This window comes from Bradyrhizobium lablabi, assembly GCF_001440475.1.
GTDB lineage: Bacteria > Pseudomonadota > Alphaproteobacteria > Rhizobiales > Xanthobacteraceae > Bradyrhizobium > Bradyrhizobium lablabi.
This window is the reverse complement of sequence record NZ_LLYB01000112.1, coordinates 1-9381: the sequence shown is the minus strand read 5'-3', so window position 1 is coordinate 9381 and position 9381 is coordinate 1. Positions and strand designations below refer to the sequence as shown.

At 59.5% G+C, this 9381-nt stretch carries 9 protein-coding genes, 26 tRNA genes and 1 pseudogene; 33 read left to right on the top strand and 3 right to left on the bottom strand.

Annotation, left to right across the window (positions count from 1 at the left end):
• Positions 1-340: pseudogene (locus CQ14_RS44905) on the top strand (ornithine monooxygenase); the annotation flags it as partial.
• A 32-nt stretch (positions 341-372) separates the two neighbouring features.
• Here CQ14_RS44905 and CQ14_RS32255 read toward each other — a convergent pair.
• Complete coding sequence (locus CQ14_RS32255; protein ID WP_057861823.1) at positions 373-1170, bottom strand: 4'-phosphopantetheinyl transferase family protein; 798 nt, start codon at positions 1168-1170, stop codon at positions 373-375.
• A gap of 199 nt (positions 1171-1369) precedes the next feature.
• Between CQ14_RS32255 and CQ14_RS32250 the strand changes: the two genes are divergently transcribed.
• The 27 genes from CQ14_RS32250 to CQ14_RS32145 all read left to right on the top strand — a co-directional run bounded on the left by CQ14_RS32250 (position 1370) and on the right by CQ14_RS32145 (position 6875).
• A complete protein-coding gene (locus tag CQ14_RS32250; RefSeq protein WP_057861822.1) occupies positions 1370-1771 on the top strand; it encodes a hypothetical protein in 402 nt (133 codons plus the stop codon).
• 102 nt (positions 1772-1873) lie between these two features.
• Positions 1874-2236 (top strand): hypothetical protein, encoded by a 363-nt coding sequence (locus CQ14_RS44095; RefSeq protein ID WP_156435675.1) that lies wholly within the window; start codon positions 1874-1876, stop codon positions 2234-2236.
• Positions 2237-2829: 593 nt separating this feature from the next.
• Complete coding sequence (locus tag CQ14_RS32245; protein WP_057861821.1) at positions 2830-3030, top strand: hypothetical protein; 201 nt, start codon at positions 2830-2832, stop codon at positions 3028-3030.
• Positions 3031-3180: 150 nt separating this feature from the next.
• Positions 3181-3255: transfer RNA gene (locus tag CQ14_RS32240), tRNA-Thr, on the top strand.
• A gap of 4 nt (positions 3256-3259) precedes the next feature.
• Positions 3260-3336, top strand: a tRNA-Leu gene (locus CQ14_RS32235).
• Positions 3337-3375: 39 nt separating this feature from the next.
• Positions 3376-3452 (top strand) — tRNA-Leu (locus CQ14_RS32230).
• Between the two features lies 1 nt (position 3453).
• Positions 3454-3529, top strand: a tRNA-Leu gene (locus tag CQ14_RS44090).
• A 124-nt stretch (positions 3530-3653) separates the two neighbouring features.
• A tRNA-Val gene (locus CQ14_RS32225) sits at positions 3654-3728 on the top strand.
• Positions 3729-3732: 4 nt separating this feature from the next.
• Positions 3733-3808: transfer RNA gene (locus CQ14_RS32220), tRNA-Val, on the top strand.
• A gap of 7 nt (positions 3809-3815) precedes the next feature.
• A tRNA-Ile gene (locus tag CQ14_RS32215) sits at positions 3816-3889 on the top strand.
• Between the two features lie 19 nt (positions 3890-3908).
• Complete coding sequence (locus tag CQ14_RS42765; protein ID WP_156435673.1) at positions 3909-4067, top strand: hypothetical protein; 159 nt, start codon at positions 3909-3911, stop codon at positions 4065-4067.
• A gap of 71 nt (positions 4068-4138) precedes the next feature.
• Positions 4139-4222, top strand: a tRNA-Lys gene (locus CQ14_RS32210).
• Between the two features lie 11 nt (positions 4223-4233).
• Positions 4234-4316 (top strand) — tRNA-Leu (locus CQ14_RS32205).
• Positions 4317-4319: 3 nt separating this feature from the next.
• Positions 4320-4394, top strand: a tRNA-Asp gene (locus CQ14_RS32200).
• A gap of 4 nt (positions 4395-4398) precedes the next feature.
• Positions 4399-4476: transfer RNA gene (locus tag CQ14_RS32195), tRNA-Pro, on the top strand.
• A 4-nt stretch (positions 4477-4480) separates the two neighbouring features.
• A tRNA-Ile gene (locus tag CQ14_RS32190) sits at positions 4481-4555 on the top strand.
• A gap of 21 nt (positions 4556-4576) precedes the next feature.
• Positions 4577-5113, top strand: coding sequence for an HNH endonuclease (locus CQ14_RS32185; protein ID WP_057861820.1), 537 nt, complete (start codon positions 4577-4579; stop codon positions 5111-5113).
• Positions 5114-5147: 34 nt separating this feature from the next.
• Positions 5148-5223 (top strand) — tRNA-Arg (locus tag CQ14_RS32180).
• Positions 5224-5919: 696 nt separating this feature from the next.
• Positions 5920-5993: transfer RNA gene (locus CQ14_RS32175), tRNA-Gly, on the top strand.
• Positions 5994-5997: 4 nt separating this feature from the next.
• Positions 5998-6073: transfer RNA gene (locus CQ14_RS32170), tRNA-Phe, on the top strand.
• A gap of 83 nt (positions 6074-6156) precedes the next feature.
• Positions 6157-6232 (top strand) — tRNA-Asn (locus CQ14_RS44085).
• Between the two features lie 68 nt (positions 6233-6300).
• A tRNA-Glu gene (locus CQ14_RS32165) sits at positions 6301-6375 on the top strand.
• 7 nt (positions 6376-6382) lie between these two features.
• Positions 6383-6459: transfer RNA gene (locus CQ14_RS32160), tRNA-Arg, on the top strand.
• An 86-nt stretch (positions 6460-6545) separates the two neighbouring features.
• Positions 6546-6619, top strand: a tRNA-Gln gene (locus CQ14_RS32155).
• Between the two features lie 4 nt (positions 6620-6623).
• A tRNA-Cys gene (locus CQ14_RS44080) sits at positions 6624-6698 on the top strand.
• A 4-nt stretch (positions 6699-6702) separates the two neighbouring features.
• Positions 6703-6778 (top strand) — tRNA-Arg (locus tag CQ14_RS32150).
• Positions 6779-6788: 10 nt separating this feature from the next.
• Positions 6789-6875: transfer RNA gene (locus CQ14_RS32145), tRNA-Ser, on the top strand.
• 174 nt (positions 6876-7049) lie between these two features.
• On the opposite strand, the gene CQ14_RS32140 is transcribed toward CQ14_RS32145, so the two are convergent.
• Positions 7050-7427, bottom strand: a complete 378-nt coding sequence (locus tag CQ14_RS32140; protein WP_057861819.1) for a VOC family protein — start codon at positions 7425-7427, stop codon at positions 7050-7052.
• Positions 7428-7591: 164 nt separating this feature from the next.
• Here CQ14_RS32140 and CQ14_RS32135 point away from each other — a divergent pair.
• From CQ14_RS32135 to CQ14_RS32125, 4 genes are all read left to right on the top strand, one after another.
• Positions 7592-7672, top strand: a tRNA-Gly gene (locus CQ14_RS32135).
• Between the two features lies 1 nt (position 7673).
• Positions 7674-7750 (top strand) — tRNA-Glu (locus CQ14_RS44075).
• Between the two features lie 31 nt (positions 7751-7781).
• Positions 7782-7858 (top strand) — tRNA-Gln (locus CQ14_RS32130).
• Positions 7859-7864: 6 nt separating this feature from the next.
• Positions 7865-7939 (top strand) — tRNA-Met (locus tag CQ14_RS32125).
• 118 nt (positions 7940-8057) lie between these two features.
• Here CQ14_RS32125 and CQ14_RS48415 read toward each other — a convergent pair.
• Complete coding sequence (locus CQ14_RS48415) at positions 8058-8363, bottom strand: GNAT family N-acetyltransferase (RefSeq protein ID WP_199805664.1); 306 nt, start codon at positions 8361-8363, stop codon at positions 8058-8060.
• Between the two features lie 606 nt (positions 8364-8969).
• On the opposite strand from CQ14_RS48415, the gene CQ14_RS32120 reads away from it, so the two are divergent.
• Positions 8970-9314 carry a DUF6614 family protein gene (locus tag CQ14_RS32120; RefSeq protein WP_057861818.1) on the top strand — a complete coding sequence of 115 codons (345 nt, stop codon included), beginning with the start codon at positions 8970-8972 and terminating at the stop codon, positions 9312-9314.
• Positions 9315-9381 lie beyond the last annotated feature (67 nt).

Here is a 9381-nt window from a genome sequence, read left to right as displayed (position 1 = left end):
GCATGCGACAGCTGAAGGGATCGAGATAAGCCTGGTCGACAAGTTCGGGGGCGAAACGCGCCGCTCGACCTATGATGCCGTCGTTCTCGCCACCGGCTACGACAGGGAAACGCCGCACGCGTTTCTTGAACCTATTCAACGCTACATTCGCGACAGCGTGCCGGATCGAAATTACAGGCTGGTCACCAGTCCGGCGTTTCGGCCGCAAATCCATCTGCAGGGATATTCGGAAGCCTCGCACGGCCTCAGCGATACGCTGCTCTCCGTTCTGGCTGTGCGTTCGCAGGAAATCGCCGAATCGCTGCTTGCGACGATTTCGCGCCGGGAACTCATCGCCTAGATCGCCTTGCCAACGAGGTTTGCTTTCGGATTTCAGGTGGCCGAGGCGATCACGCGCCATTGCGCTGTGGATCCAAGGGCAGCCGGCACGGCGAGCACCGAAGGAGACGACCCGGCATCGACGATCAATGTATCAGGTGGGATCGTGAAACCGACACCGGCCGCCTTGAGGATTGCCTCCTTGAGCGTCCAGTAGCGAAGGAAGAGGCGGGGCCGCAGAGTTGCAGGGGCTTTTGCCAGCTCCCGACGCTCTTCTGCCGCCAGGGCGATTTCACTCATCGCGTCCATATCTGAAATGTGCCGCAGCGGCTCGATATCCACCCCGATCGGCATGTGTGCCGCTGCGACGGCTACGGCGCCTCTCGCGTGGCTCAGGCTGAAGTCGAGCTCTGCGGGGGCATCGACGAGCACGGGCTTGCCTAGCGCGGATTGTTCAAATCGCAACCCGTCCGCTGCCCGTCCCGCGATCGCTCCAAGCAGAAGGCGCGCGCCGGCATGCGCGGCGAGATAGCCCATGCGATCCTCAATGTGGAGGAACCGTGCCATGCGATCGGTTTCTTTGGCATCGAGCACTTGCATGGCCTGCTCGACCCTGAGCGTATCGGGTCCGTCGCCGGGCGGAGCCACCTTCGCCAGCCAGAGAACGATCTCTTCCGACTTCAGTTCTTCGATCGGGCGCGCGAAACCGGCATCATGCAGACATCGCAAGCGCAATTGTTCCGGCGGTGCCGTGCATTTGACAGCGAGAGACCACACGAGGGAGTCGTTTGCCTGATCGGTCGAAAGCGATGCGGCAAATGGCCCGTGTGTCACCTTTCGAAGATTCGTCATGTCAATTGGCTCGGCGCACCCTGCATAACTCCATGCAACTCACGAGTGTATTGATGCACAGGCGGAAGCGATCTGACTTAGAATCCATCTAACTGAGAGCGATCGACACCATGTGTGGTTGCAACGAACGCGGGTTGTGTCGATAGATTCATTCTTAAGCGCATCGGCGCGATCTGCAGACTTATACGTGGAACCGACCATGACAAAATCCGCCGCTGTCGAGCAGCCCATGGATAGCTATCTGCCGGAGCGGATTGCAACCATCCTGGTTGGCAGCCAGCATGCAGGCCTCATCAGCAGGGAGCCGGCCACGCGCATCGACTACCTGCTCGAGATTGCGTCGCTTCATACCAGGAACGAACTCCTCAGGCAGCCGGGCCTGGGACGCCTGGGCGTCCAGCGGATCGAAAAGTGGATGAGGCTTCACGGCCGGCGCCTTCGCCGCAACGAGGAGAGCCTCGATAGCGTGATCTGCCGCTTCGGCTTTCGGCAGGCATTTGCCGACGCCAGAACTGGTCGGGCCGGGCCGGTACTGGTGATCTCGCCGGAGTCCCGAGACAAGCTCCTGCGTGGGCTCGGTTCATACGATATGCGCGCCTGACAACCGACGGATCGACGGATCTCGGCGCGACAACGTGTCCGGGACACATGCTCCTCGTGCGCACCTACAGTCTGGGCAAGCCAATGCCAAAGCAGGTGCGCAATGAACAAGGGCATTCGTATTTCAACGCATGCATCCACAAATGCGTCTCGAACACGATCGAGCCAGGTGAGGCAGGAGGGCTTTGTACTGGAAGTTGCAGGAGTGCCGACGCTTGTCTTCTCTGCAACGTCAGCGCGTTCCGCCGAAAAGTTCAGGAAGCAAGCGTGGCTTGAAGAGGAGTTGCGCCCTTATTGCTCCGGGGGACACCCCGTCTGGGACGGAAAAGCCGAGCTCACGGTGCGGCGCGCCAATCCCGCCGAAAGTGCCGAACTGGAAATTGGCAGGAAGTGGGCCGAAGCCGAAGGCGACGATACGAAGTTTGTCTTTGCCTTTCTCATACCGATCGATCCACTTCAGAACTGAGACCGCGGCCAGAAGTCCGAAATCAGCTCCTTTGCAAGCGCCTCGCGGTGACTGCCAGAGACGAGCGCGTCGGATGGCATTTCAGGGCCATCGAGCATGAGTGCTCAACCTGCGGCTGTTCGGAAAACGCCATCCCTCGTCAGTCAAAACGAAGCTAGCTTCAAAATTGTTGACCTTCGATCTTCACGCCGCCGACAGCGGTCGGTCGACTGAATAGCTGTGTCATTGGAACGTATTAGCAGCGAGAAACTTTCGTTAACGTTGCCGGCGGCGGAGCGCTCGCTGCAAAATAGTTTGGCGATTGCTCTTGACGGATTCGCAAATCTCTGTGCATACCGCTGCCCCACAAAACGCCGTCGAATTCGCCGGCGCTCTTTAAGGACCAAGACCGTGTTGCGATTGCGCTCACATATCGTCGCGAAAGCCGCCGCCGCGCTGCCGTTTAATCGGTCGTGCGATTGGTCGCGCATGTCCGTGACGGAACACGGTCCACGCTATCTGACGAAACCCGATTATCTCGGGACCAGCAGGATAGCAGGCAGAGCGTAACAGGCAGCGGGAATCCCCCCTCTGCCAATCAGGCGGAGGGCAACATGGCCCGCAACAGCACCACCAGGACAGGACTCGAGAAGCACACCCGCGAGAGGATTCTTTCCTCGCCGGTCGCGCTCGCCTTCGTGCGCACCGTTGTGGCGCGCCGGGGGATCTCCGAGGCCGAAGCCCGCCAGATTTATCTCGACTACATCAACCGATCCTGGTCGGCGGGTCACCGCGGCCGCCGCGTGATGACGTGAAGTGATTTCGAATACAGGATGGTCGCCCCTGCAAGGACATAAGGCGATCCGCTGACCGGTACCGGTCTCCTTCGGTGGAGCGGCAAATGGTGGTTTCAGGCAGCGAGTATTTTTTGGCCGGGCTTTCCCCGGCCGTTTGTAGATTTTCATGCCGGCGTAGCACAGCGGAAGTGCAGGGTTTTCGTAAAGCCAAGGTCGGGAGTTCGATCCTCTCCGTCGGCACCATTTCGCTCCACTAGCCCAATTGGTAGAGGCGACGGACTTAGATTCCGTGCGATGGCGGTTCGAATCCGTCGTGGAGCACCAAACATCGCAATTTCATTGCATAGGCGATGTCTCGACAATGTCCGTGTAGCCCAATCGGTAGAGGCGGCGCTTTCAAACGGCGCGCGATCGCGGTTCGAATCCGTGCACGGACACCAAGCCTGCGTAGCCCAACTGGTAGAGGCCCAGCCTTAAACGCTGCACAGTGCAGGTTCGATGCCTGCCGCGGGCACCACGGAATTTTGAGGCGGTCGACGATTCACATCGCAGCCAAAGCGGACTGCCACATTGATCGCCCGACGCATCGTCGCGATTAATCCATCCGCTGCGGTTCTTGCCCGGCGGACCTGTCCTTCAACGCGCGCTTAGCTCAGTGGTAGAGCGCCTGTCTTACATACAGGATGTCGGCCGTTCGATCCGGTCAGCGTGCACCAACTCGCGTCCGTAGCTCATTCAGGAGAGCGCCGCTGTGACACGGCGGAGGTGGCAGGGGCAGAGCCTGCCGGACGCACCATCAATTTCCTCTCGTAGCTCAGTGGCAGAGCAATCGCTTGATAAGCGATCGACGGATGTTCGATTCATCACGGGAGGACCAAACAACATGGGAGGTCACCATGACCGAGAACTTGCCCGCCGGTGCGCATCGTCTCTCCGCCGAGAGCCAGCTCGCGCTTGCGCGAGCAAAGGCGAGGAGCGACGCCATCATGGCGCGTCACGCGAAACCGGCGCGGCTGGCCGCCGCAACCATCAAGACGATGGATCCGGAGCGTTAAACCTGAATGGAGATGGAGCGGACTTTTAACCCGTGCGCAAGTGGTTCGAAACCACCCGGATCCTCCATCACGGACCTGTGCCCCCAGCGGCCAAGGGAGCGGATTCTTAATCCGTCGCGAAAGCATCGTCGGTTCGAGTCCGACCAGGTCCTCCAACTGATTTTTCGCGCTCGTGGCGAAACTGGTAGACGCGCCGTCTTGAGAGGGCGGTGGGAGACCATGCCGGTTCGACCCCGGCCGAGCGCACCAATTGCCCATGTCCCCATCTGGCGAAGGGACCGGACTGTCGATCCGGGAAGGCGAGTTCGATCCTCGTCATGGGCGCCAATTCCAGGATGTAGCTTAGCCCGGCTAAAGCGCACGCCTCGGGCGCGTGAGACCGCAGGTTCAAATCCTGCCATCCTGACCAATTCGGGCGTCTAGCTCAACGGTAGAGCCGGCTGCTCATAACAGTCCAAATATCGGTTCAAATCCGGTGGCGCCCACCACCAAGAAAAGAGGAGAGGGCAATGTTCGCAGCAAATCCAGCTCTTGTCCTCAACGCCGACTTCCAGCCGCTCAGCTATTTCCCGTTGTCGCTGTTCAACTGGGAGGACACCGTCAAGGCGGTCGTGAAGGGATCGCATGTCGTCGTCGCGGAATACGATCAGGTTGTCCGCAGCCCCTCGACGGTGATGCGGCTGCCGTCGGTCATCGCACTGCGCGAGTATGTGCGGCCGCCGGCGCGAGTAGCCTTCACGCGCTTCAACGTCTTCCTACGTGACCGCTTCCGTTGCCAGTATTGCGGCGACCAGTACCTCCGCGGCGAACTGACGTTCGACCACGTTGTCTCGCGTGTGGACGGCGGCCAGACGTCGTGGACGAACATCGTGGCGGCTTGCAGTCCTTGCAACACGCGCAAGGGCCGCTTCTACCTGAAGCCGCTGCGCGAGCCGTTCGAGCCGACGCAGTACGACTTGATGGCAGCCCAGCGTTTGTTCCCGCCGAACTTTCTGCACGAGACCTGGCGCGACTATCTGTACTGGGACGTCGAACTCGAGAAGTAACGCCGGCGGCGAGTTTTTGGCCGCCGGCGTCCATCACCACGTAGCTCAACTGGACGAGCACGACCCTCCGAAGGTCGAGGATGTAGGTTCGAGTCCTATCGTGGTGGCCAAATATGATGCCCGCGGCGAAAGCCGATGGTGTTGCCCTGGATGACGAACCGGACAAGCGCGCCGGCGCTGCCTTGAAAACAGATGGGCGCCGCGAGGCGTTGCGGTGCAAGCCCGCCGTCACTCCGCCATTTGGACAGTGAACCGGCGCGCCGCCGGCCTCGATTGGAAATCGAGTGGGCGCTTTCCGCGCTGGGGATCAGGGCCTCCGCTGTCCGCCACCCTGGAGCATGATCCGGACCCGAAGGGCCGCGCCAGCGCAAAGTGGGCACCGGTTNCTCGCGACAAACGCGGAACGCGTTTGCGCGGAGATCATGCTCAAACAAAAAGACAGATTGGGATAACGGTTCGAAGAAGCGTTATCCCGATCCTGGAGAGTCAACCGGACAGGCGCGCCGGCACGGCTTCGAACACCGATGGCACCGAAAGGTGTGAGGCTCGGGTCCTCGGCTCTCCGCCATAAACGATCGCGCCAGGCCGGACGTACGCCGGCGCCGCTGAGGAGTTTGCAGCCTCGGCACTTTTTATCGCAGGCAGATCGGTTAGGTATCCATGCGGTCTCATAAGCCGCGTTGAGCCCGGTGCAACCCCGGGGCCTGCAACCAACTTCACGGGTAACGCCAAGTCTGGTGACTGAGCGGGTCTACCTGCGCCTTTGCGCATGCGCGGTTCAATTCCGCGGTTACCCACCATCAATCGCGGACGTAGCTGGAAGGTCGAGCACCTGAGTGCCACTCAGGAGAATCGGTTTCGATTACCGACGTCCGCGCCATCTAGCCCAGTTAGCAAATCTGGTGATTGCACGCGCCTGAAGAGCGCAGGAGGCCAGTTCAAATCTGGCGCTGGGCACCATTTTCGGGGCAAGCAGCGGGCTGCAGTTGATCCTTGCAAGATCGACGTCCGGAGTTCGACTCTCCGTTGCTCCACCATCGCATTCCCGTCGAGCCATCTCGGTGAGGGCGCTCCGCTGTTAACGGAGGAAGGCACGTTCGAATCGTGCGGCGGGAGCCAATCCACCACTTCCGATCTCGGGTCGCCGAAACGGAAGCGACCTCCATCGTGGTCGAAAAAATGCACATGCTGCCATCGTCTAGCGGCAAGGATGCCCGGTTCTCAGCCGGTCGACGCGGGTTCGAGTCCCGCTGGCAGTGCCATATTCATCTTCCCGTAGCTCAACTGGATGAGCAGCGCGCTACGAACGCGAAGGTATGCAGGTTCGAGTCCTGCCGGGAAGGCCAATCTCTGCTGGGTAAAGCTCGTGCGGAAGAGCACCGCGTTTGGGCCGCGGAGGCGTGTGGTCGGAGCACGCTACCCAGACCATCATCGCGCGCTGGCCGATCGGCTAGGCAGTGGATTCTGAATCCGCTCAGACAGGTTCGACTCCTGTGCGCGCTGCCAATTCGGCCCCGTGGCGAAACAGGAACGCGGCGGTCTGCAAAACCGCTATGAGCCGGGGCAGCACCGGCCGGGGCTTCCAGCATGCGCTCGTGGACCAACTGGACGGTCAGCCGTCTTCTAAACGGCCCTATGCTGGTTCGAGTCCAGCCGAGCGCGCCATCATTGAATTGGAGAGTTGGCCGAGTGGTAAGGCAACGCGGTGCTAACGCGTCGAGTCCTTCGGGACGCACAGGTTCGATCCCTGTACTCTCCGCCATCACAAAAGCCCGAGCCAAAAGCGACGAACACCGCCTCGGCTCGAATCTTTATGCATCAAAGGCGGAGCGCCAGGATGCGTACTCATAAATCTTCGTCGATGTCCGGTTCGCCTCGACACCGACCGCCTTGTGCAACCGACAGCAAATGTAGCGATGGGCCAACTGCGGACGAATTATTGATTTCCGGCGCGGAGACGGGTTGGCCACCCGACACGGACCAACGTTTCATCTGGATCAGACATGGCAAATTCGTACATCCCCCACGGCTTGTCTTCGGGTGATTGCTGAAATTCGCGCGCCGCAGCGTCAACACTCTCAAGGTAGAGATAAAGCCCGAAAGGGTTTCTGCCCGGTGTTAGCCATCCCTCGACCGCGTCCGTCAAATGCAGATATCCGCCTTTTGAGTTCGACAGCATGCGATAGGTGTCGGGTTCTCCCGGAGCAGGCTTTTGGCTGTCCGGGCGCACGAAGCCTAATCGATTGTAGAACCGCTCCGACGCATCAAGGTCATTGCAGGGCAGGATCGCGATCAAAGATCCGGAAGGGCTCATTCATGCACTCCGACTTAATGCAACAATTCTCGTCCACTCTTCTCAAGGTCCGAAATTTGTCGCCTTTAAGGTTGGAGTTCGAATTGGGACAGTGACCGCCCCGGGTCATTTTCGACCGCGGTTCACCACATACAACCAGATGAGATTCCCGTCGATTGAATTTTGCGGGCGTGGCGNNNNTAGAGGGCTGCGTGCCTGTCTTCCAAACAGGAGGTGTTCGGTTCGATTCCGANCCGCCCGCACCAACCTGCCATCGCCTGGTGCCAAGGGTACGGCGCTTTCAACGCTGGACTTCGCGGGTTGAACTCCCGTTGGCAGGACCAGACTCATGACCAAGTTCTTGACCAAATTCTTGGGCGCGTCGCCAAGCTGGCCAAGGCGCCGGATTTTGATTCCGGTTATCGCAGGTTCGAGTCCTGCCGCGCTTGCCAATTCTTCGCGGGGCCTCGGTAGGGAAGGGGCCGGCTCTCATAAGGCTGGAGTGGCGGGTTCGACCCCCGTACCCGCGACCATTTCCGGCGCTTCGGGAGTTGGCTAGGACGTGTTCTCATAAAGCCGAGGTCGGCTTCTGGGTTTTAAGCAGAAAGTTTCTGCTCAATCAGAGTATTGCCGGTTTTGACCCAAAGCGGACTAAGACTTGATCGACGCGACGTCGGGAATTTGAGCAAAGACACAACTGTCTCGAAGGGCTCCCTGCGGATTGTGACACTCATTTTTGAGAATGCCTTCCAACGTGAAGCCGGCTCGTTCTGCCACTGCGCGTGACCGCAAATTCTTAGCGTCGCAGCGAATTTCCACACGGACGAGCCCGACAGACCAAGCGAATTTCGTCAGTGCCAACACAGCTTCGGTGATGTAGCCGTGCCCAACCCAGTCTGTGCTGCACCAATAGCCGATCTCGCCTCGTGGAACGGTCCAATCGAACCGGAAAAGCAACAATTCCCTATGAAGGTCCCCGCGCGCCTCTCGAACATTGAGAAACGAAATTCGGAGCGGCTTTCAAAGTCGGTTTCTCGTCTAGCAACCTGATCGATGGTATCCGACATCGTCGGCCTTACGCCTTGCGCCCACTCCATCCAGCGTGAGAGTTCGGTCCAGCTTGCTAGGATTGCCGCATTCACGGCCGGTGCATCATCCGCCCCAGCACCACGGAGACATAGGCGTTCGGTTGCCAGACTACGTGCAATCGGGGTTTTCCCGTCCGTATTCAACTTCTGCCCCGTCCCAACAGCCGCATTTGCGCTATGGTATCTCGGAGCAGGTAAGCTGCAAAAGGCTTTGTCCGAGTATTCTAGTCCGTTCCTGGCCCTTTTCGGACCCGCATGACGAGCGCGCAGATGTCCGGTTTGTTGGGTGGAGCAGACTAGCGCCTGATGGATTGGCGAGGTTGCCTGCTAACATCGAGACTTTTCCGCCTCGACTTGGCATGATTTGATAGCCCGCGGCGAGCCCTGGCGCGGCTGCAGGGCAGTTTGGGGAAGCAAGCTCAGCCGTACAGCACGTGCTTTCGAGGAAGGCGACCAATCTGTAGAGAGGCGCTCGATGCAGGAGAATTCGTTAGTCAGTTTTTGCGGCGTCTTTGCCTTGCGTGACGGCGTGAGTGAAAAAGAGTTTTTGCCAAAGTTGCACGCCTTCTTTCAGCATTTCATAGACATGGGTTTTGCCACCGGCTATCGCATCATGCGCCGCGAAGCGTTGGACGGTTTTGGCAAAACGCTACCGGCCTTCACGTATCGAGGTGAACTCACCTACGCAGACTTAGAACGGGAGCACGCCGCTTACGAATACGTCAAACAGCACAGCGAAAGGGTACACGCGCTGCATATAGAGATGAACTCACTGGTAAAACCCGAGGCGGACTTTTTTTTGGAGACGCGCATCTCGTAGAGCACGAATGTCTGCCTCTGGCCGATACCGTTGAAGAAGTCGGTCCGCGACCGCGGGCGCCCCCAAT

What these genes read in the sequence shown, in the direction of transcription:
- CQ14_RS32255 (WP_057861823.1), bottom strand. Translation starts at nt 1,170, where the DNA reads ATGACGAATCTTCGAAAGGTGACACACGGGCCATTTGCCGCATCGCTT.
- CQ14_RS32250 (WP_057861822.1), top strand. Translation starts at nt 1,370, where the DNA reads ATGACAAAATCCGCCGCTGTCGAGCAGCCCATGGATAGCTATCTGCCG.
- CQ14_RS44095 (WP_156435675.1), top strand. Translation starts at nt 1,874, where the DNA reads ATGAACAAGGGCATTCGTATTTCAACGCATGCATCCACAAATGCGTCT.
- CQ14_RS32245 (WP_057861821.1), top strand. Translation starts at nt 2,830, where the DNA reads ATGGCCCGCAACAGCACCACCAGGACAGGACTCGAGAAGCACACCCGC.
- CQ14_RS42765 (WP_156435673.1), top strand. Translation starts at nt 3,909, where the DNA reads ATGACCGAGAACTTGCCCGCCGGTGCGCATCGTCTCTCCGCCGAGAGC.
- CQ14_RS32185 (WP_057861820.1), top strand. Translation starts at nt 4,577, where the DNA reads ATGTTCGCAGCAAATCCAGCTCTTGTCCTCAACGCCGACTTCCAGCCG.
- CQ14_RS32140 (WP_057861819.1), bottom strand. Translation starts at nt 7,427, where the DNA reads ATGAGCCCTTCCGGATCTTTGATCGCGATCCTGCCCTGCAATGACCTT.
- CQ14_RS32120 (WP_057861818.1), top strand. Translation starts at nt 8,970, where the DNA reads ATGCAGGAGAATTCGTTAGTCAGTTTTTGCGGCGTCTTTGCCTTGCGT.